The organism is Niveispirillum cyanobacteriorum (assembly GCF_002868735.1).
Classification (GTDB): domain Bacteria; phylum Pseudomonadota; class Alphaproteobacteria; order Azospirillales; family Azospirillaceae; genus Niveispirillum; species Niveispirillum cyanobacteriorum.
Genome location: NZ_CP025611.1, coordinates 2,875,855 through 2,895,272, shown reverse-complemented (window position 1 = coordinate 2,895,272; position 19,418 = coordinate 2,875,855). Strand labels below are relative to the sequence as shown.

General features: G+C 64.7%; 19 protein-coding genes. 13 read left to right on the top strand and 6 right to left on the bottom strand.

Going from position 1 to position 19,418, the window contains the following annotated elements; all coding sequences use genetic code 11:
* Positions 1–218 precede the first annotated feature (218 nt).
* From C0V82_RS26920 to C0V82_RS13430, 4 genes are read left to right on the top strand one after another with little or no spacing between them, the layout of a single operon-like run.
* On the top strand, positions 219–395 hold the full coding sequence (locus C0V82_RS26920) for a hypothetical protein (protein ID WP_156344455.1): 177 nt from the start codon (positions 219–221) through the stop codon (positions 393–395).
* Entirely contained in the window at positions 379–2,142 is a 1,764-nt protein-coding gene (locus tag C0V82_RS13440; RefSeq protein ID WP_102112740.1) for a hypothetical protein, read from the top strand. The genes C0V82_RS26920 and C0V82_RS13440 overlap by 17 nt, the downstream gene beginning before the upstream one ends.
* Positions 2,143–2,147: 5 nt before the next feature.
* The gene (locus C0V82_RS13435; protein WP_102112739.1) at positions 2,148–3,158 is read left to right on the top strand and encodes a site-specific tyrosine recombinase XerD; all 1,011 of its coding nucleotides are present in this window, start codon (positions 2,148–2,150) and stop codon (positions 3,156–3,158) included.
* Positions 3,155–3,673 carry a SixA phosphatase family protein gene (locus C0V82_RS13430; protein ID WP_102112738.1) on the top strand — a complete coding sequence of 173 codons (519 nt, stop codon included), beginning with the start codon at positions 3,155–3,157 and terminating at the stop codon, positions 3,671–3,673. The genes C0V82_RS13435 and C0V82_RS13430 overlap by 4 nt, the downstream gene beginning before the upstream one ends.
* 82 nt (positions 3,674–3,755) lie before the next feature.
* On the opposite strand, the gene aspS is transcribed toward C0V82_RS13430, so the two are convergent.
* Positions 3,756–5,573 carry an aspartate--tRNA ligase gene (gene aspS / locus C0V82_RS13425; protein ID WP_102112737.1) on the bottom strand — a complete coding sequence of 606 codons (1,818 nt, stop codon included), beginning with the start codon at positions 5,571–5,573 and terminating at the stop codon, positions 3,756–3,758.
* Positions 5,574–5,802: 229 nt separating this feature from the next.
* Here aspS and rnd point away from each other — a divergent pair, with 229 nt between their 5' ends.
* Positions 5,803–6,954, top strand: coding sequence for a ribonuclease D (rnd, locus tag C0V82_RS13420; RefSeq protein ID WP_102112736.1), 1,152 nt, complete (start codon positions 5,803–5,805; stop codon positions 6,952–6,954).
* A gap of 6 nt (positions 6,955–6,960) precedes the next feature.
* Here rnd and C0V82_RS13415 read toward each other — a convergent pair whose 3' ends face one another.
* From C0V82_RS13415 to ndk, 3 genes are all read right to left on the bottom strand, one after another.
* Entirely contained in the window at positions 6,961–7,296 is a 336-nt protein-coding gene (locus tag C0V82_RS13415; protein ID WP_102112735.1) for a HepT-like ribonuclease domain-containing protein, read from the bottom strand.
* Positions 7,296–7,598: a nucleotidyltransferase family protein gene (locus C0V82_RS13410; RefSeq protein ID WP_102112734.1), complete on the bottom strand. Its 303-nt coding sequence runs from the start codon at positions 7,596–7,598 to the stop codon at positions 7,296–7,298. Before C0V82_RS13410 ends, C0V82_RS13415 begins: the two co-directional genes overlap by 1 nt.
* 126 nt (positions 7,599–7,724) lie before the next feature.
* Entirely contained in the window at positions 7,725–8,147 is a 423-nt protein-coding gene (gene ndk, locus C0V82_RS13405; protein ID WP_054166643.1) for a nucleoside-diphosphate kinase, read from the bottom strand.
* Between the two features lie 138 nt (positions 8,148–8,285).
* Here ndk and C0V82_RS13400 point away from each other — a divergent pair, with 138 nt between their 5' ends.
* Entirely contained in the window at positions 8,286–10,202 is a 1,917-nt protein-coding gene (locus tag C0V82_RS13400; RefSeq protein ID WP_102112733.1) for an ABC-F family ATP-binding cassette domain-containing protein, read from the top strand.
* A gap of 113 nt (positions 10,203–10,315) precedes the next feature.
* Positions 10,316–10,912 (top strand): class I SAM-dependent methyltransferase, encoded by a 597-nt coding sequence (locus C0V82_RS13395; protein WP_102112732.1) that lies wholly within the window; start codon positions 10,316–10,318, stop codon positions 10,910–10,912.
* Positions 10,913–11,058: 146 nt separating this feature from the next.
* On the opposite strand, the gene C0V82_RS13390 is transcribed toward C0V82_RS13395, so the two are convergent.
* A complete protein-coding gene (locus C0V82_RS13390) occupies positions 11,059–11,835 on the bottom strand; it encodes a phasin family protein (RefSeq protein WP_102112731.1) in 777 nt (258 codons plus the stop codon).
* A gap of 328 nt (positions 11,836–12,163) precedes the next feature.
* On the opposite strand from C0V82_RS13390, the gene C0V82_RS13385 reads away from it, so the two are divergent.
* The 6 genes from C0V82_RS13385 to C0V82_RS13360 all read left to right on the top strand — a co-directional run bounded on the left by C0V82_RS13385 (position 12,164) and on the right by C0V82_RS13360 (position 18,164).
* On the top strand, positions 12,164–12,895 hold the full coding sequence (locus C0V82_RS13385; protein WP_102112730.1) for a proteasome-type protease: 732 nt from the start codon (positions 12,164–12,166) through the stop codon (positions 12,893–12,895).
* 228 nt (positions 12,896–13,123) lie between these two features.
* Positions 13,124–13,588 carry a GNAT family N-acetyltransferase gene (locus tag C0V82_RS13380; RefSeq protein ID WP_102112729.1) on the top strand — a complete coding sequence of 155 codons (465 nt, stop codon included), beginning with the start codon at positions 13,124–13,126 and terminating at the stop codon, positions 13,586–13,588.
* A gap of 263 nt (positions 13,589–13,851) precedes the next feature.
* A complete protein-coding gene (locus tag C0V82_RS13375) occupies positions 13,852–14,934 on the top strand; it encodes an efflux RND transporter periplasmic adaptor subunit (protein ID WP_102112728.1) in 1,083 nt (360 codons plus the stop codon).
* 186 nt (positions 14,935–15,120) lie between these two features.
* Positions 15,121–15,807, top strand: coding sequence for an ABC transporter ATP-binding protein (locus tag C0V82_RS13370; RefSeq protein ID WP_102113421.1), 687 nt, complete (start codon positions 15,121–15,123; stop codon positions 15,805–15,807).
* Positions 15,804–16,961, top strand: a complete 1,158-nt coding sequence (locus tag C0V82_RS13365; protein WP_102112727.1) for an ABC transporter permease — start codon at positions 15,804–15,806, stop codon at positions 16,959–16,961. Before C0V82_RS13370 ends, C0V82_RS13365 begins: the two co-directional genes overlap by 4 nt.
* 15 nt (positions 16,962–16,976) lie before the next feature.
* Complete coding sequence (locus C0V82_RS13360; protein WP_102112726.1) at positions 16,977–18,164, top strand: ABC transporter permease; 1,188 nt, start codon at positions 16,977–16,979, stop codon at positions 18,162–18,164.
* On the opposite strand, the gene C0V82_RS13355 is transcribed toward C0V82_RS13360, so the two are convergent.
* Positions 18,161–19,411, bottom strand: a complete 1,251-nt coding sequence (locus tag C0V82_RS13355) for a hypothetical protein (RefSeq protein ID WP_102112725.1) — start codon at positions 19,409–19,411, stop codon at positions 18,161–18,163. The two genes, C0V82_RS13360 and C0V82_RS13355, sit on opposite strands and share 4 nt — an antisense overlap.
* Between the last annotated feature and the right edge of the window lie 7 nt (positions 19,412–19,418).

Sequence of the window (19,418 nt, the reverse complement as noted above, 5' to 3'; positions counted from 1 at the left end):
GCTCCAAGGTCCAGCTTGCCGGCAGGCCCTGACGGGGACCAACCGGGATGGCGGATGGTGGCGTGATTGCCAGCCCATGGCGCGGGCGCTATGGTGCGGGGCAAGGCCACCGGAACGGACGTTTCCATAGCACGAGGGGGTGGGGTCACCCAACCCTGAGAGCCAAGGGAAAAGCGGAGCCGGCACTGGTCGCCGACGCATGGCTGGACCATCTATCCATGCGACTGTCTGTCAATCTGGTTCGGGACCTGTTTTCCATGAGCATGCTGGTGAAGATTCTGCTGCTGGTCGTTGTGCTTGTCGGTGTCGGCGGTTTCGCCGTACTGGCCAGCGTCGACCTGCCCGCCCCCTCGCAGCCGGTGGAACGGGTGATCCCGAATGACCGTTTCAAGTGACCGGCACCGCCGGCGGGGTGGCCCGCTGGGTGGAATTGCGGCCCTGGGCCTAACGCTGCTGGCTGGCACGGCCCTGGCACAGCAGGCGGAGCCTGTGCCCTCCATCCCCACAGGCGCCCCTGTCTCCCTGTTCCCGCCAGCGGCCACGACGCCGCCTGCGGAACCGTCGGCCGCCCCCGACGCGGCCATTCCCGATGCCGCCGCCCCCTCGCCCGCCGACGCCCGCTCGCCCAAGGGCGTGATGGTGGAGGAATTGAAGGCGCAGGACCCGGAACTAGCCGGTACGCTGGGCCCCGACAATGGTGGCCTGACGCCAGACCTGTGGCACGGGCTGCCGCGCGCCGATGTGGAAGCGCTGGTGGCCGGCATTCCTGCCGGGCTGACCAGCCCGGCCCTGCGCGCCATGACCCGTGGCCTGCTGCTGACCAGCGCCGACGGCTTGGGTGCCGGGGAAAGGACCCGGAATTTCGCGGCCCTGCGGACAGAGGCGCTGTTGCGCATCGGGGATGCCGACGGCGCCGATGCGCTCCGCAATGTCGCCCCCGCCGTGCTGGAGGATGAAGGGGCAGCACTCGCCTGGCTGGAAATGCGCTTCTTCGCGGGTGATCGGCAATCGGCCTGTGATCAGGTGCCGGGCCTGCTGTCGCGGTTCCAGCATCCTGTCTGGCAGAAATGGCAGATTGTCTGTCAGGTCGCCAATGGTCAGACGGACGGCGTCTTCCTGGGCCTGGATCTGATGCGTGAACAGGGCGACAAGGACGACCTGTTCGCGCGGCTGGCCGAAGGGGCCGCCAACGGGGTGAAAACGCCTGTGAAGGGCGTTCTGGAACCCACGCCCACGCAACTGGCCTTGATTCTGGTGTCAGGCCGTCCCTTCCCGCCGGAAACCAAGATCAGCGGCCCCGGCCCGCTGGCCGCCTTGGCGCGGCTTGGCACCCTGCCGGTGCCGCAGCGTCTGGCCGCCGCCGAACGGGCCGTCGCTTTGGGCGGACTGGATGGTCCCGGCCTGCTGTCGGTCTATGAGGCGGTGGCCGATGCCGATCCAAAGGCCCTGACCGTCGCCGCCGCCAAGAAGCCGACGCCGCTGTTGCGGGCACAATTGCTGAAGGCCCTGCGCGCCGAACCGACGCCCGCCGCCAAGGCTGGGCTGTTCAAGGTGGCGATGCTGGCCAGCTCCACCGAACAGCAGGCGGGTGCCTATGGTGCCCTGCTGCTGGAAGAGGCACGGCAATTCCGCCTGACCGTCGGGTTTGCGTCCATCGCGCCACTGGTTGCCCGCCTGCACCTGCTGCAGGGGGAGGCCACCGCCGCCGGCCCCTGGATCAATCTGGCGCGCGATGATTTCAACGCGTCGAAGGATGAAGGGGCCTTCGCCCGGCTCTGGCCGCTGGCCGCTGCGCATGGATTGCTGCGGGAGGATGATTTCGACCGCGCCCGCTGGGTTCGCGATCTGGGCGGCGATGCCGCCCGCGACAAGGCGGAAGAAGTGCTGATCCTGCTGACTGCCCTGCATGGTGGCAAAGATGCGCCGCTGCCGCCGCTGACCGATGGCGGCGCCCCGCCGGGCCAGGTGAAGGGCGCTGTCCTGCTGGACGCCGTTACCGCGCTGGGTAGTGATGGGGCCGTGGGCACGCCACCCTTCGACCTTGCCACCATCCTGACCGATCTGACCCGCGCCGGCCTGTCCGATCAGGCCCGGCAGATCGGGGCGGAGGCGATTGCCGGCCTGCTGCGGCCGGGGGCGTGAGGGCGATGGCGGGGGTGGCACCGACGACAGGGGCGACCAAGGCACGGCCGGGCCGGCCCCGCAAGGCCCCCGCCCCGCCGCCGCCCTGGGTCGATGCTTTTCTGGACATGATGGTGGCCGAACGCGCCGCCAGCGCTAACACGCGCGATGCCTATCGCCGGGACCTGACGGATGTGGCTGGCTTCCTGACACAGGCCAAGCGGCCCAGCCTGGATCAGGCCAGCAGCGATGATCTGCGGGCCTATCTGGAGCATCTTTATGCCGATCGCATCAAGGATGCGTCGGCGGCCAAAACCGTGGCCCGCCGTCTGTCGGCCCTGCGCCAGTACTACAAATTCCTGGTGTCGGAGGGGCGCCGGGCCGAAGACCCGGCCAGCGTCCTGGACACGCCCAAGCAGGGCCGGTCCCTACCCAAGATTCTGTCGGAAAGTGATGTTGCCGCCATGCTGGCCGAAGCCGCCCGTCTGGGCGCGCCGGAGGGGCGGCGGCTGAATGCCCTGCTGGAGGTGCTGTACGCCACGGGCCTGCGCGTGTCGGAACTGGTGGGCCTGCCCATGAACGCCCTGACCCGTGATGCCCGCGCCCTGATCGTGCGCGGCAAGGGTGGCAAGGAACGGCTGGTGCCCTTGTCCGCCCCCGCCCGCGACGCCATTTCGGCCTATCTGCCCGACCGGCCCTATTTCATGACCAAGGGGCGGGAGGGCAAGCAGCAGGCCTATCTGTTCCCTTCGCGCGCCACCGCAGGCGTCCTGACGCGGCAGCGGTTCGGGCAGTTGCTGAAGGATCTGGCCATCCGCGCCGGGCTGGACCCCGCCAAGGTCAGCCCCCATGTGCTACGCCATTGCTTCGCCACCCACCTTCTGGACCATGGCGCCGATCTGCGCTCGGTACAGAAGATGCTGGGCCATGCCGATATCGGCACGACCCAGATTTATACGCATGTCGCGGGTGAACGGCTGAAACAGACGGTGGAGATGCACCATCCGCTGTCGGGCAAGCGAAAGGCCAAAGCATGATCCGTCTGACGGCCGCATTGGCCCTGACCCTTGTCCTCGCCCTGCCCACAATCGCGCAGGAAGTAGTCCTGGTCCGCCACGCGGAGAAATCGACCGAGGCGGATCCCGGCCTGACCCCGGCGGGGCAGGCCCGGGCCCAGAGCCTGGCCGACCTGCTGCGCGCCACCGCGCCTACCATGATTCTGACCAGCCACGCCCGCCGCACCCGCGACACCGCTGCCCCCACGGCGGCGGCCCTGGGCGTGACGCCAGAAGTGGTGCCCATCCCGCCCGGCGATATCCCGACGCATGTGAAGCAACTGGCCGAAAAGCTGGGCACCCTGAAACCCGGTCAGGTGGCGCTGGTGGTCGGCCATTCCAACACGGTCACGCCCCTGATCGCCGCCATGGGTGGCCCCACCCTGCCCAACCTGCCCGAATGCGCCTTTAGCAGGCTGTACCGGTGGAACGTGGCGGAGAAGTCGCTGCGGATCGAGCGGTATGGGGTGGAGAACGACTGCCCATTGATCGAGTAGTCATGGCGCGGATTAACGAGGCCTAATCCGAGCCACGAACAGCCAACAAAAAAGCCCGCCTTAAAGGCGGGCTTTTTCAGTCTCAGGCGGGGTCCGCCGTCGTGATCTTCGGCTTGGGCAGGTCCAGCTTGATATGCAGTTCCTTCAGCCGGTCCGGCGTGGTGGCGTTGGGGGCCTGCATCAGCAGGTCTTCGGCGCGCTGGTTCAGCGGGAAGACGATGACTTCGCGGATGTTGGGCTCGTCGGCCAGCAGCATGACCATGCGGTCGATGCCGGGGGCCGAGCCACCGTGCGGCGGGGCGCCCAGCTTGAAGGCCGACAGCATGCCGCCGAACTTGGCTTCCAGAACCTCCGGCGGATAACCGGCAATCTCGAACGCCTTGTACATGATCTCCGGCTTGTGGTTCCGGATCGCGCCCGAGGACAGTTCAACACCGTTACAGACGATGTCGTACTGATAGGCGTTGATGGTGAGCGGATCCTGGTTCAGCAGCGCGTCCAGCCCGCCCTGCGGCATGGAGAACGGGTTGTGCGAGAAGTCGATCTTCTTGCGCTCTTCGTCATATTCGAACATCGGGAAATCGACGATCCAGCAGAACTTGTAGGTGTCCTTCTCGATCAGGTCCAATTCCTCACCGATCTTGGTGCGGGCCAGACCGGCCAGCTTGGCGGCGGGGCCGACCTGATCGCAGACGAAGAAGACGGCATCGCCATCCTTCAGACCGACCAGCTCACGCAGGGCCGCCTGGGCTGCTTCCGGCACGAACTTGGCGATGGGGCCCTTGCCGCCGGCGGCTTCGAACAGGATATAGCCCAGGCCCGGCGCACCCAGTCCCCGGGCCCAGTCGTTCAGCTTGTCGAAGAAGCTGCGCGGACGGTCGCTGACCGACGGCGCACGAATGGCGCGAACCACGCCGCCTTTCTCGATCACGCCCTTGAAGGCCTTGAACTCCACATCCTCGCGCTTGAACACCTCGGTCACGTCAGTGATGACGAGCGGGTTGCGCAGGTCCGGCTTGTCGTTGCCGTATTTCAGCATCGATTCAGCATACGGGATGCGCACGAACGGGTACGGGGACACGGCCCGCTTGGTACCCGTGAAGCCGCTGAATTCCTCAAAAATCCCGTGGATCACCGGCTCGATGGCCGCGAACACGTCTTCCTGGGTGACAAAGCTCATCTCGAAATCGAGCTGGTAGAACTCACCCGGCGAGCGATCCGCACGGCTGTCTTCATCGCGGAAGCAGGGGGCGATCTGGAAATAGCGATCGAAGCCCGACACCATCAACAACTGCTTGAACTGCTGCGGGGCCTGCGGCAGGGCGTAGAACTTGCCGGGATGGTTGCGCGAGGGCACCAGGAAGTCGCGGGCACCTTCGGGGCTGCTGGCCGTCAGGATCGGGGTCTGGAACTCCACGAAACCCTGGTCGATCATGCGGCGGCGGGCCGACGCGATGACGTTGGAGCGCAGAAGGATGTTCTTCTGCATCTTCTCGCGGCGCAGGTCCAGGAAGCGGTAACGCAGGCGCAGCTCCTCGCCGGCATCCTGTTCGCTATTGACCTGAAGCGGCAGCGGGTCGGCAGCCGACTGCACCGACACGTCGCGCACCACCACCTCGATATGGCCGGTGGGCAGGTTCTCATTCACGGTCTCGCCCGTGCGGGCCACCACTTCACCGGTGATGGTCACCACCGATTCCAGGCGCAGACCTTCCAGCACCTTGAAATGCGGGGAGGAGGTGTCGACGACCAACTGCGTGATGCCGAAATGGTCGCGCAGATCAACGAACAGCAACTGCCCATGGTCGCGCTTGCGGTTGATCCAGCCGGACAGGCGGACGGTCTGACCGGCATGGTCCAGGCGGAGTTGGCCACAATTATGCGAGCGATAGGCGTGCATGGCGGATCGATCCCAGATGCGAACAGGCAACAGAAAGGGGACACCGGCGGCAAAGCCTCCGGCACGAAGTGCGCACACCACACCGGACGGGCATGGCTTGTCAAGGCCGGCAAGCGCGGGACAGCCCCGGCATTGCCGGGATTTAGGCGCGGGAAACGGGTCTACGCATGCCGGCCCGACGGATATCCGTATTCGACAGCGGCGATGGGCTGTTGTATCACATCCGGCCATGAGCTTGATCACCACCACCGACGCCCTGTCCGCCTTCATCGCCCGTGTCCGTGACGCCGAGTACGTCACCGTCGATACGGAATTCATGCGGGAAAAAACCTACTGGCCCGAACTGTGCCTGGTTCAGGTGGCCGGGCCCAATGAGGCCGCCGCCATCGACCCGCTGGCCCCCGGCATCGACCTGTCGCCGCTGTATGAGCTGCTGGCCGACCCGAAGGTGCTGAAGGTATTCCACGCGGCCCGCCAGGACCTGGAAATCTTCGTGAACCTGACGGGTCAGGTGCCGGCCCCGCTGTTTGACACGCAGGTAGCCGCTATGGTCTGCGGCTTTGGCGATTCGGTCGGGTATGAGACGCTGATCACCAAACTGACGCCGGCGCGGATCGACAAATCCAGCCGTTTCACCGACTGGTCGCACCGGCCCCTGACCGACCGGCAGCTGCAATATGCGCTGTCGGACGTCACGCATCTGCGCCCGGCCTATGAGAAGATCCGCGCCAAGCTGACCCGCACGGGTCGTGAAGGTTGGCTGGAAGATGAAATGGCCATCCTGACCGATGCCGCCACCTACCGGACGGAGCCGGAGGACGCCTGGAAGCGTCTGAAGGTCCGCACCGAAAAGCCGCGTTTCCTGGCCATCCTGAAAGAGGTCGCCGCCTGGCGGGAGCGGGAGGCGCAGCGCAAGAACCTGCCGCGCAACCGCGTGCTGCGGGACGAGGCGCTGATGGAAATCGCTGCCCATGCGCCCAGCAATGTCGATGATCTGGGCCGCACGCGCGGCCTGGGTGCCGGCATGGCGCAGGGCCGGTATGGCACGGAGATCCTGGCCGCCATCAAGACGGCCCAGGCCATTCCCGACAGCGCCCTACCGCGCGCCGAACCGCGTGTGGAACCGGCACCCGGCATCGCCCCGATTGTGGAGCTGCTGCGCGTGCTGCTGAAAATGGTCTGCGACGATAATGACGTGGCCAGCCGCCTTGTCGCCAACGCCGCCGATCTGGAAGCCATCGCGGGCGATGACAAGGCCGATGTCCAAGCCCTGAAAGGCTGGCGCCGCGACCTGTTCGGCGACGCCGCCCTGCGCCTGAAACAGGGCAAACTGGCGCTGGCCATCGCGGGCAAGAAGGTGAAGATCGTCGATCTGGGGTAATGGAGCCTAACGCCCCTGCCATCGCTGCAAGGTAGATTCCAGGCCGTCAAGATCGTCCATCACCACATCCCATATGCGGCGGGTATTCGTCCGGAAATATTCATGGACGATACGGTCCCGAATAGCACCAATGGCCCGCCATGGGATGTCGGGGGCACTGTCCTTGACCGCAGGGCTCAAGCTTTTGGCGGCCTCTCCGATGACGCCGATAGAATAGAGAACAGAGCGGATAACAACGGGATTGGCGGCGAAGGCGGGATAATCCATTGCCTCCGTGTCGCTACGAATATCGGCAATGGCTGCCAGGATATCCGCGACACGGTGATCATCACCCCGCCCCATCAAAAAACCCGCACATGCTGCTGCTCAAACGCGGCGCGAACCGGCGGACGGAAACTGTCTGTTTCCCCCAGATCGACCGGACGGCCAAGCAGCCCTTCCAGCATCAGCCGCGTATCTTCCATACGGATCAAGGAGAAGGAACGGTTGGGGTCGATGTCGATGGCGATATCGACGTCGCTGTCGGTCCGATCCTCGCCCCGCACGACGGAGCCAAAGACCGACAGGTGGCGGATGCCGCGTCGGCGCAGCTCATCTGCGCAGCCCTCAATCCTTGTCACCACGTCGTCCAGCGTGCCGGCCATGGCTCATATCCCTTGCATGACGCTCGCAGCATATAGGCAAACCGCCCAAAAGAAAAACCGCCGGAGTTTCCCCCGGCGGCTTTCCTCAGATGCGTGTTCCTGTCGGAACCGTCAATCGTGGCTTTATCAGCCGACGATTTCGGTACCGGCGAAGAAGTAGGCGATCTCGATCTTGGCGTTGTCCAGGCTGTCGGAGCCATGGACGGAGTTCGCCTCGATGCTCTCGGCGAAGTCCTTGCGGATCGTGCCGGCGGCGGCATTGGCCGGGTTGGTGGCGCCCATGATCTCGCGGTTGCGAGCCACAGCGTTCTCACCTTCCAGAACCTGCACGACCACCGGGCCGGAGATCATGAAGGACACCAGCTCGCCGAAGAACGGACGCTCGCGGTGCACGTCATAGAACTGCTCGGCCTGCTGCTTGGACAGCCAGACGCGCTTCTGGGCAACGATACGCAGGCCGGCTTCTTCGAAGCGGGCGTTGATCTTGCCGGTCAGGTTGCGGCGGGTCGCGTCGGGCTTGACGATCGACAGCGTCCGTTCGACAGCCATGGGTATCTCCATAAGACATAGGCTTGAAACTGCGGCGGCTTATACAGGGGGTCCCGCTCTGCTGCAACGCCGAATCCGGCGGGCCATGTATGCGTCCCGCTTCTGCGGCTCTACGCTTTATGGTAAGGGGCGGTCATCATGCTGCAGATCACCGACCTCACCTATCGCATCGCCGGCCGCTTGTTGCTGGATCAGGCCTCTGTCACCATTCCCGCCGGGCATCGCGTGGCGCTGGTGGGGCGCAACGGCACGGGCAAATCCACCCTGCTGCGCCTGATCGCGGGCGAGGTGCAGGCCGATGCCGGCGCCATCACCCTGCCCACCGGCCTGAAAATGGGCTGGGTGAAACAGGAGGCACCGGGCAGCGAGACGACGCTGATCGACGCCGTGCTGGCCGCCGATACCGAACGCACCGCCCTGCTGGCCGAGGCGGAAACGGCGACAGACCCCCTGCGCATCGCGGAAATCCATCACCGCCTGTCCGATATCCAGGCCCATTCGGCAGAGGCGCGCGCCGCGCGCATCCTGTCGGGCCTGGGTTTCGATGCGGACGCCCAGCGACGGCCCTGTTCGGATTTCTCCGGTGGCTGGCGCATGCGCGTAGCCCTGGCCGGCGTGCTGTTCGCCGAACCCGATCTGCTGCTGCTGGACGAACCGACCAACCATCTGGATCTGGAAGCGACCCTGTGGCTGGAGGAGTATCTTCGCAACTACCCGCACACGATGCTGATCGTGTCCCATGACCGTGGCCTGCTGAACCGCGTGCCGACCAGCATCGTGCATCTGGATCAGTTGAAGCTGACGGCGTATGGCGGCAATTACGATCAGTTCGTGCAGGTCCGCACCATGCGGATGGAGCATGCCAAGGCCCAGGCCGCCAAGCAGGACGCCCAGCGCGCCCACCTTCAGGCCTTCGTTGACCGGTTCCGCGCCAAGGCCAGCAAGGCCACCCAGGCGCAGTCGAAACTCAAAGCGATTGAACGGCTGGGCCCGCGCATCCAGGTCATTGACGACACGCCCGTCAATTTCAACTTCCCCTCGCCCGACGAACTGGCCCCACCGCTGATCCGGCTGGATAATGTGTCGGTGGGCTATGGCGACCGGGTCGTGCTGCGCAAGCTGGGCCTGCGCATTGACGCCGATGACCGCATCGCGCTGTTGGGCGCCAATGGCAATGGCAAATCGACCCTGGTCAAGCTGCTGGCCGGCCGCCTGGGCACTATGGGCGGGGAGATGTTCCGTTCATCCAAGCTGCGCGTGGGCTACTTTGCACAGCATCAGTCGGACGAGTTGAACCTGAACTGGACCGCCCTGCAACAGATGCAGTCAGTGATGCCCACAGGCACGCTGGAGGGGCAGGCGCGCTCCCATCTGGGTCGGTTCGGCTTCACCCAGCCCAAGGCCGATACCAAGATCAGCAGCCTGTCGGGTGGCGAGAAGGCCAAGCTGCTGCTGGCCATGATGACGCGCGACGCGCCGCATATCCTGATGCTGGACGAACCGACCAACCATCTGGATATCGACAGCCGCGAGGCGCTGGTGGAGGCGCTGAACGAGTATGAGGGCGCGGTCATCGTCATCAGCCACGATCCGCATCTGGTCGAACTGACCGCCGATCGGTTGTGGCTGGTCAATGAAGGCACCTGCAAGCCGTTCGAGGGTGATCTGGAGGATTACAAGCGCCTGCTGCTGGAAAAAAGCCGGGCCGAACGGGCCGCCGCCGCCGGTGTAGGCGGCAATGCCGCAGCCGACAAGTCCGGCGGGCGCGATGCCCGCAAGGAGGAACGCCGCGCGGCCGCGGAATTGCGTCAGCAACTGGCCCCCCTGCGCCGCCAGATTGAGGGGCTGGAAAAGAAGATGGCCACCCTGACCAAGCGCAAGACGGAACTGGAGGCCAAGCTGGCCGATCCCAAGCTCTATGAAGGCCCGTCGGACAAGGTTTCAAAGCTGCAGATTGAGCTGGGTTCCGTTTCCAACGATCTGGAAGGCGTGGAAATGGAATGGCTGGACCTGTCCGAACAGATGGAAACGGCGCTGGCGGCGGGCAGTGTATAAGCCCACATACAGTTGGGTGCGGCGACACATCCCAGGCTTGTCATGGGGCTGTCGTTGCAATGCGGCAATGGGCATGCCATGTCTGAAGCCGGCATCACCGTCAGGTTGACAGAATGATCCATCGCCACGCCACGGTCCGCACGCATCAAGACGCCAGCGCCGCCTGGCTGTTCTTCAAGCGCTGGCTGGCCAATCCGCTGAGCATGGCATCCATCACCCCATCGGCCCCGTCCCTGTCGCGCCTGATGGCCGAACAGATCACACGTGGGCCAGATGAGGTGGTGGTGGAATTCGGCGGCGGCACAGGTTCTGTAACCCGCGCCATCCTGGAAGCCGGTGTGCCCGCCGACAAGCTCTACACCGTCGAACGCGACCCCGAACTGGCCGATTACCTGCGCCGGCATTATCCCGGCATCCATGTGCTGGAAGGCGACGTGGCCGATATCCGCGCCATGCTGCCTGATGATCTGAAGGGCAAGGTGGGCACGGTCCTGGTCTGCCTGCCCATGATCCTGATCCCGGCGGAGGATCAGGGCCGTATCGTGGACGCGATCTTCGACATCATGCCACCGGGCCGCGCCTTCTATTCCTACACCTACTCCGCCCGTTCCCCCGTGAAGCGCCGGGCGCTGAGCCTGAAGGGCCGCCGCGTCGGCTTCACCATCGCCAACATCCCACCGGCCAGCGTGTGGCGCTTCTGGCGGGAATAGCACCCCAAAACGCAAAACGGGGTGCCGTTGCCGACACCCCGTTCACAAATTCAAAGCCCGGTGGCCGGCGACTGCCGGCCCGGCACCACGTGGTGCCGTAAGCCAAGGGCGCGGATGCGCCCGCCCGGCGCCTGAGGGAACAAATATCAGGCGGCCTTCAGCTTCGACAGCTTTTCGACCGTCGCGTTGACGCGGGCGGTAATCGGCTCGGCGGCTTCGTTGGCGACCTTGATGCCGGCTTCGGAGACCTTGGTGGCCTCGGCGACGATGGCGTCGAAGGAGGACTTGGCGAATTCGGTCTGCAGGTCGACCAGTTCCTTCACCGACTTCACGGCGAACAGGGCCTTGGTGGTCGCGACCGACTGCTCATACTGAGCCTGGGTGAAGGCGGCGATTTCCTTCGACAGGGCTTCAAAGCCCTTGGTCAGGATCGTGGAGGAAGCCACGAAAGCCTCCACATTTTCCTTCTGGAAGCCGACGACATCGTCGAACGTGGCGAAAACCTGCTTGCTCATCTTTTCCACCTTTTCCTTGGTATAGGCGACAGCCTGGACAACATCTTTTGCCGCGGGCGCGGCGGGTTCACTTGCCGCGGGGGCGGCAGCGGCCTTGGGAGCCGCCGGTTTCACTGGTTTGGGCGCCGCCGGCTTCGCCACGGCCTTGGGGGCCGGTGCCTTTGGTGCCTCGGGTGCCTTGACCACAGGGGCCTCGACAGCCACCGGGTCGGCCACAGGCGTCGGCGCGGGTTCAGCGGGGGCGGTCTTCACCTCCTCCACCGCATGCGCGACCGCCGGGGCCGGCGCGGGTTCAGCGGCCACGGGGGCCTTCTCAATCTTTTCAACCGGCGGAACCACTGCGGGCTTCGCAACGACTTTCTTCAGCGTCGTGCCAGCCACGGGCCCCTTCGGCGTGCGGGTTGCCATATGCTATCTCCTTCGCGCTCTGTCGTTGCCGGTCCGCTGGTGCAGCCCCGGCACCGGTCGCCGCCTTGTCATCCCGAAGCAGACCTGCCGGCCCGGACCTGGACGTGCTGCAATGCAGCATGGGGACAGATATATCGGTGCGATGGAGAGGAGTCAAGGCACTTTTGTGCAGTGCAACAAGAGTGTCGCGTGTCCATCCGGATAGGTTTCCAGCCTGACGGGCGCATGTCTTGCGGTCGCGGCGGGGATGTAAGCTTTTTGGTTTCGCGGCCCGGTTGAGCGTGACAGGATGCCGCCCCTTCCGCATCGCAACCGGAGCCGCTGGCCCATGACCTATTGTCTCGGCATCAAGATCAAGGATGGGCTGATCGCCCTGGCCGATGGCCGCATCACCGCCGGCACCCAGGTGACGGCGGCGCGCAAGGTGACCTTGATGAAGAATGGCAAGGAACAGTTCTTCGTCATGACCTCGGGCCTGCGCTCCGTCCGCGACAAGACGCTGGCCTATCTGCGCCGGGAAATGGCGGACAAGAAGGCCAAGCCGTTTCCCACCATGCTGGACGCCGCCAACGCCTTTGCCCGCTGCCTGCGGACGGTCGCCAAGGAGGACAAGGAGGCGCTGGAGGCGTCGAACCTGAAGTTCAACCTGCACGCCATCATCGGCGGCCAACTGTCCAAGGATGAGGAACCGACCATGTTCCTGATCTATCCGGAGGGCAACTGGATCGAGGTGGATGAGCGCACGCCCTATCTGTCCATCGGCGCCACCACCTATGGCAAGCCGATCCTGGACCGCGCGCTGAAACATGAAACGACCATGACCATGGCATTGAAGCTGGCCTATCTGTCGTTTGACAGCACGCGCTACTCCTCCGCCGATGTCGGCTATCCCATCGATGTGCTGACCTACCACCCATCCGACCGCAAGTGGCGGGAGGATCAGTTTGACTATGACCACCTGGTCGAACAGCGTCATTGGTGGAACAAGCACATCACCGATCTGGCCAACCGCCTGCCCAACGGACCCTGGATGGATACGCTGCTACCGGACCAGAAATAACTATCGATTCGGGTCGTCCCACTGCCTTGCCCTTGGCCGCATCCAAGGGCGGGCAGCGCGGTAAGCGCTTACCTAAGCAGGTACTTTCGCGGCTCGCATACGGGCATGTGCAACGCATGACACGGCAGCGCAATCAGATGGCAGATTACGCCATGTGCGTGCATAAAACTTGAACGTGAACACGCGGAAAGCGTAGTTTGCCACTATAGATATAGTTAACGGGAGTCCGTGGCTGTGGCGGATTTCACCATCTCTCCCCCGTCGCCCCAGGATGAAGAAGGCTGGCGCCGTAATTGGGCCGCGTATAGGACACGATATGATGTCATTGTGGAGCCCTTGACCACGGATGTCATTTGGGCCCGGCTGCTGGATCCTGCATCATCCTTACGGGGGCTGATTGCCCGCGATGAGCAGGGCAATGGCATCGGTTTCTGCCATCTGGTCCTGCATGATAATGCCTGGAGCCTGCGCCCCTTTTGCAACCTGTCAGACATGTTCGTGGCCGCCAGCCATCGCCGCCATGGTGTGGCGCGCGCCATGCTGAAACGCATCATCGCCCTGGCGGAGGAAAACCGTTGGGCACGCGTCTATTGGACCACGGGCAAGGGCAATGAGCCGGCACGCGCCCTTTACGACAGCGTTGTGGGTGGCCCTGACCAGATGCTGCAATATACGGTCAGGCTGAAACACTGATCGCATCACTTCCGGCAGCGTCGACGATTTTCGACAGCGCTGTCGTTCCCCTTTGGTTCGCCCGGTAACCATGTTAGGCTGCTGCCCGTCGGAAGGGTCGGGGGGGCCTTGTCCGGCGGGCCGGTCCGTTTCACGAAGCCGCGAACGCGTTTCGCGTAATCGACCGTGAAAAGACCGCCCCCTTTACCGATATCGAAGCCGCCCCACCCTTATCGCCACGCCGCATGCCGGCGGGGAATGTCTGGATGTTGGACGGAATAAAGATGACCGATAAACGTGACCTGCTGCGCTCCCTGACCATCGACCGCCCGGCGGACATGCCGGCGGCGGGGATGGCCCCGCCCCGATCCGGTCTGCCGGGCTGGGCCAAGGGGGTGGGCGTGGTGGCCCTACTGGCCCTGGGCGTTGCAGGTGGCGTCTATGGCCCGGCCCTGCTGGGGGGCCAGGAAGCCGCCGCCCCGGCCAAGGTTGCGGCATCGGGTACGCAGGCCACGGCCCCCGCCAGCGGCGGTGCGGCCGCCGCCACGCCGGCGGCACCCGTGGCCACGCCACGTCCCACCAACACGCTGGTGGCCTCGGGCTATATCGTGGCACGTCGAACCGCCACCGTTTCCGCCGAAATCACGGGGCGAGTACAGGATGTGCTGGTCGATGAGGGCATGGTGGTGACCAAGGGCCAGGAACTGGCCCGCCTGGACGCCACGCTGGCCGGCATCGACCTGGAACTGGCAAAGGCGCGCGTTGCGTCTGCCCAGGCGCAGATCGAGGGTTTCTCCGCCGATCTTCGTGATGCCGAACGCGTACTGGCCCGCACGGCCTCACTGTCCAAGGCATCCAACGCCTCGGAAGCCGAACTGACGCGCGCCCAGGCCCGCGCCGAAACCCTGCGTGCCCAGCTAAAGGGCTCACGCGCCGACCTGGAAGTAGCGCGCATTTCCGTGGCCCGGCAGACGGAAACGGTCGATCGCCACATCGTGCGTGCGCCCTTCAATGGCGTCGTCATCGACAAGAATGCCCAGCCAGGGGAGATCATCTCCCCCATGTCATCGGGCGGCTTCACCCGTACCGGCGTCTGCACCCTGGTCGATATGGACAGCCTGGAGGTGGAGGTGGATGTGAACGAGGCCAATATCGGCCGCGTCCGCAGCGGCCAGAAGGTGGAGGCGGTGCTGGACGCCTATCCTGACTGGAAAATCCCGGCCAGCGTCATCGCGGTTGTCCCGCGCGCCAACCGCGACAAGGCGACCATCAAGGTCCGCATCAAGCTTGAACAGCGCGACGGCCGGGTCCTGCCCGACATGGGCGCCAAGGTCACTTTCCTGGACGCTAAGCCGGCCGGGAACTGATCCAGGATTGCCCGGCGCTCGCCGCCGGGAAGTCAACGGCGGCGAACGCCGCCGCGCGGCACGTGCCGCGTAAGCCCAAGCCGCCGGATGGCGGCGGCGCCTGAGGCCCGATGATCGGCCACGATCAGCGGGACGAGTGTAAATTGACCGCCGGCTTAGGGAATGGCCGACAACTGGGGGAAGACCATGACGGCATTGATCAGCATCCAGGGTGGGGCGAAGCGCTTCGTGAAGGGGCGTGAGACCATCACCATCTTCGACCATCTGGACATGACCATCGAGGCGGGCGACTTCATCGCCATCATGGGCCCCTCCGGTTCAGGCAAGACCACGCTGCTGAACCTGCTGGGCGGTATCGACCGCGCCACCGCCGGCAGCATCACCTTCGCCGGACAGCGCCTGGACCAGATGAGCGAGGGGCAGTTGTCGGGCTGGCGCGCGGCCAATGTCGGCTTCATCTTCCAGTTCTACAATCTGATGCCGGCCCTGAACGCCGCCCGCAATGTCGAACTGCCCCTGCTGCTCACCAGCCTGGGCGCGGGGGAACGCAAGCGCCGGGTGGAAACGGCGCTGCAGATCGTGGGTCTGGCCGAACGGGCCAAGCATTTCCCCCGCGAAATGTCGGGCGGTCAGCAGCAACGCGTGGCCATTGCCCGCGCCATCGTGGCCGACCCCAAGATGCTGCTCTGCGACGAGCCGACGGGCGATCTGGACCGCAAGACGGCGGATGAAATCCTGTCCATGCTCCAGTTGCTGAATAAGGAAATGGGCAAGACCATCATCATGGTCACCCACGACCCGGAGGCCGCGCGCTACGCCAACCGCGTCCTGCATCTGGACAAGGGCCGCTTTGTCGAACAGGTGGCGGCATGACGGATTTCTCCTTAATCCTGGCCAATCTGTTCAGCCGGAAACTGCGCGCGATCCTGATGCTGGTGGCGATCTTCTTCGCCTTCCTGATCTTCGGCGTGCTGGCCGGTGTACAGAACGGCTTCAACAATATTGGCGGGGCTGCCGGTGAGAACCGGTTGGTGACGATCAACAAGATCAATTTCACCCAGCCTCTGCCCATCTCCTATGTTGAGCGGGTGCGCGCGACCGAGGGGGTGGCCCGTGCCAGCTATGCCAACTGGTTCGGTGGCTATTTCCAGGAGGGCAAGAACCAGATCGTGACCTTCGCGATCGACCCGGAAAGCTATCTCGACATCTACGCTACCGATTACAAGCTGACGCCCGAGGAACGCGCCGCCTTCCTGGCCGACCGGTCCAGCGTGCTGATCGGGCGTAAGCTGGCGGAACGGTGGGGTTGGAAGCTGGGCGACCGTATCCCGCTTTCCTCCAACATCTTTACCAACAAAAATACCGGCAAGCAGACCTGGGAACTGACCGTTGCCGGCATCATGCAACCCGCACAGGAGAATGCCGACACCAGTGTCGCCTTCTTCCACCATTCCAATTTCAATGAATCGGTGACTTTCGGGCGGGATACGGCTGGCTGGATCATCATTGAAACGGCCGACAAGAAGCTGAACACCGATGTGTCGAAGCGGATCGACGCCATGTTCGCCAACTCCGCCGCCGAAACCGCAACCGATACCGAAAAGGCCTTCAATCAGGCGTTCGTGGGCCAGTTGGGCAACATCACCTTGATCGTGACACTGGTCGTTGGGGCTGCCTTCGCCACCATCTTGATGATCGTGGGCAACACCATGGTCATGGCGGTGCGGGAACGCACGAAAGAGATCGGGGTCATGAAGACCCTGGGCTTTCCGTCGGGCCGGATCTTCAAGATGGTCCTGGGCGAATCGCTGCTGCTGTCACTGCTGGGCGGGCTGCCCGCGCTTGGGACTGCCGCCGTGCTGCTGGAGTTGATGCGGGCAGCGGTCGGCATTCCGGGACTGGCGCTGACGTTGAACTATGCGGTCCTGGGCGTCGCCATCATGCTGGCGCTGGGTCTGCTGACCGGCATCATCCCGGCCTGGAACGCTCTGCGTCTCAATATCGTGACCGCACTCGGTCGGCAGTAAGGACAGGGGGCAAGGATGCGTATCCTCAATCAGATTATCGCCGTCTGTTCCATCAATCTGAAAAGCCTGCCTGAGCGTTTTTGGCTGTCCTTTTCCACGGTCATGGCGGTGGCCATGGTCGTGACGGTGTTGTTGAGCTTCCTGGCGCTGGCCGCTGGTTTCAAGCGCACGCTGGATGGCACCGGGTCTGAGGGCATCGCCATCATGCTGCGTGATGGCTCCCAGCAAGAAGTGAATTCCGTTATCGCTCTGGATCAGCTTCGCCTGATCGGGGAGGCACCGGGCATTGTCCGCAAGGACGATGGCAACCCCCTGGTGTCGGGTGAACTTTACGTCATCGTCGATGGGGTGCGCCGCTCCACTGGGCTGAAAGCCAACCTGCCCCTGCGCGGCATCGGCAAGGATGGGGCGGCCTTGCGCGATGGATTGACCATTACCCAGGGCCGCATGTTCGAACCGGGCAGCAACGAGATCGTGGTGGGCGAAGGCCTTATCCGGGAGTTTGCGGGCTTCGACCTGGGCAGTGAGGTCCGGCTGGGCACGGGCACCTGGAAGGTGGTGGGCGTTTTCTCCATGAATGGCGCTGTGTTTGAAAGCGAGTTGTGGGGCGACGCAACCGTGGTGCAGAGCCTGTTCCGCCGTGGTTCGGCGTTCCAGACGGTGCGCGTGCGCCTGCAGACACCGGAATCCATCGACCTGCTGCGGGACTATGTCGCCAACGAGCCGCGCCTGAAGCTGGAGGTATTTTCAGAGAAGGGCTATTTCGCGGGCCAGTCGTCAAACACCGTTAACCTTATCAAGACGGCCGGCTGGCCGCTGGCCATTGCCATGGCGCTGGGGGCCCTGGCTGGTGCCTTGAACACCATGTATAGCTCCGTTGCCAGTCGGTCGCGGGAGATTGCGACCCTGCGCTGTCTGGGTTTCGGTGGCTTTCCCAGCTTTGTGGCAACCTTGCTGGAAAGTCTGGTGCTGGCCGGGATCGGCGGGGTGATCGGATCGCTGGGGATCTTCCTGTTCTTTGACGGGTTCAGCACCTCGACCTTGGGTCAGGGCTTTACCCAGATCGTGTTCACAGTGACCCTGACCCCCGCCCTGGTGCAACAGGGCATCATCCTGGCGTTGATCGTTGGCCTGATCGGCGGCTTCTTCCCAGCCCTGCGCGCCGCCCGCGTGCCCATCGTGACGGCCTATTCGCAGGGTTAATCCCCCATATCCCCGGTGATGGTCCGGAAATGGGCCATCACCGGGGCAGGCGCAAAATAGAGGGCGGGATCGCCGGGCAGGGCCTTTGGCCCGCGCAGGGCCGCCAACCGCCCCTCTTCATCCAGCAGTATCCAAGGCGGGTTACGCCACAATTCCTCATCCAGATCCAGCAGCAGGGATGGCATCTCCGCCGCCTGCGCACGGACGGGGCCGGCATGGGCCGCCACCATAGCGACCGGCCCCCTGCCCTCCTCCCCATCCAGGCGGTGCAGCCACTGGCTGACCGCCGGGCGTTGACGGCGGATGGCAAGGGCAGGCCAGTTCCCTTCCGGCAGGCGGACCAGCAGGAAACCAAAGGCACGCGACAGCAACTGTCCCGCCACCGCCTGACCATCCGCCAGCAGCAGCGACAATGGGTCGGCCAGATCGGCACCGGTATCGGGCAGCAGCACCCATCCACGCGGATCGACGATCACCCCGGCATTCGCCCCCATCCGCACGCGTGCCGCCCCCGGTGCCACGGGCCTTGCGGCCTGCATCGCTGGCTCCGGTTCCGGCGTTTCATCTGCTTCCATCGTTTCAACGAACGCGGCAGGCTGAACGGGCGATGACACCGGCAGGGCCGGAACCGGCCCGGCGGCGGCAGGCCCCACCCCATCCATCGGCGACATCACCAGTTGGCGGAATTCCGGCAAGGTGGCCAGACGACGGGCGGCATCGGCGGCGGCATTGCGCAGAATGATGTCGTACTGGCCATTCAAGGACGGGATATCCGTCTCCCCCTCACCCACCGTGGTGAAACGGCGGACGGGCCCCGGCGGGTCGGTCAGTTCCCAATCGATGCGGACATTGCCCTCACCGGTAATGCCGATCGGCTTCTGCGACAGGGCATCCCGCTGCCGGCACAAGGACAGCTCCACATCCACCAGCCGCCCGGTCAGCACGCGTGCCGCCCCGTTCGTCAGGCCCAGACCGCCCAGGCCGACACCATCGCGCGCCGCCTGGGTCAGCAGTCCAGGCGTCCGCCCCTCCGTGATCCAGGCCACTTCGTTGAAAGGCGCTACACAGCTCCAGTCCCAGCGCCAGGTGTAGGAACCGGCCTTGTGCCCCACCGGCAGATCGACCTGCACCCGCCCCAGGCTCAACGGTACCGGCGCGCGCGGCCCCGCTGGGGGTGGCGTGGTGGTACAGGCCGACAGCAGCAGGATTAAGCACAGTGCAAGGATCGAACCGGCGGAATGGCGCATGCGACAC

What these genes read in the sequence shown, in the direction of transcription:
- aspS (WP_102112737.1), bottom strand. Translation starts at nt 5,573, where the DNA reads ATGCACGCCTATCGCTCGCATAATTGTGGCCAACTCCGCCTGGACCAT.
- C0V82_RS13375 (WP_102112728.1), top strand. Translation starts at nt 13,852, where the DNA reads ATGACCGATAAACGTGACCTGCTGCGCTCCCTGACCATCGACCGCCCG.
- C0V82_RS13415 (WP_102112735.1), bottom strand. Translation starts at nt 7,296, where the DNA reads ATGGGGCGGGGTGATGATCACCGTGTCGCGGATATCCTGGCAGCCATT.
- C0V82_RS13430 (WP_102112738.1), top strand. Translation starts at nt 3,155, where the DNA reads ATGATCCGTCTGACGGCCGCATTGGCCCTGACCCTTGTCCTCGCCCTG.
- C0V82_RS13370 (WP_102113421.1), top strand. Translation starts at nt 15,121, where the DNA reads ATGACGGCATTGATCAGCATCCAGGGTGGGGCGAAGCGCTTCGTGAAG.
- C0V82_RS13410 (WP_102112734.1), bottom strand. Translation starts at nt 7,598, where the DNA reads ATGGCCGGCACGCTGGACGACGTGGTGACAAGGATTGAGGGCTGCGCA.
- C0V82_RS13385 (WP_102112730.1), top strand. Translation starts at nt 12,164, where the DNA reads ATGACCTATTGTCTCGGCATCAAGATCAAGGATGGGCTGATCGCCCTG.
- C0V82_RS13360 (WP_102112726.1), top strand. Translation starts at nt 16,977, where the DNA reads ATGCGTATCCTCAATCAGATTATCGCCGTCTGTTCCATCAATCTGAAA.
- C0V82_RS13440 (WP_102112740.1), top strand. Translation starts at nt 379, where the DNA reads ATGACCGTTTCAAGTGACCGGCACCGCCGGCGGGGTGGCCCGCTGGGT.
- C0V82_RS13400 (WP_102112733.1), top strand. Translation starts at nt 8,286, where the DNA reads ATGCTGCAGATCACCGACCTCACCTATCGCATCGCCGGCCGCTTGTTG.
- C0V82_RS13365 (WP_102112727.1), top strand. Translation starts at nt 15,804, where the DNA reads ATGACGGATTTCTCCTTAATCCTGGCCAATCTGTTCAGCCGGAAACTG.
- rnd (WP_102112736.1), top strand. Translation starts at nt 5,803, where the DNA reads ATGAGCTTGATCACCACCACCGACGCCCTGTCCGCCTTCATCGCCCGT.
- ndk (WP_054166643.1), bottom strand. Translation starts at nt 8,147, where the DNA reads ATGGCTGTCGAACGGACGCTGTCGATCGTCAAGCCCGACGCGACCCGC.
- C0V82_RS13390 (WP_102112731.1), bottom strand. Translation starts at nt 11,835, where the DNA reads ATGGCAACCCGCACGCCGAAGGGGCCCGTGGCTGGCACGACGCTGAAG.
- C0V82_RS13435 (WP_102112739.1), top strand. Translation starts at nt 2,148, where the DNA reads ATGGCGGGGGTGGCACCGACGACAGGGGCGACCAAGGCACGGCCGGGC.
- C0V82_RS26920 (WP_156344455.1), top strand. Translation starts at nt 219, where the DNA reads ATGCGACTGTCTGTCAATCTGGTTCGGGACCTGTTTTCCATGAGCATG.
- C0V82_RS13355 (WP_102112725.1), bottom strand. Translation starts at nt 19,411, where the DNA reads ATGCGCCATTCCGCCGGTTCGATCCTTGCACTGTGCTTAATCCTGCTG.
- C0V82_RS13395 (WP_102112732.1), top strand. Translation starts at nt 10,316, where the DNA reads ATGATCCATCGCCACGCCACGGTCCGCACGCATCAAGACGCCAGCGCC.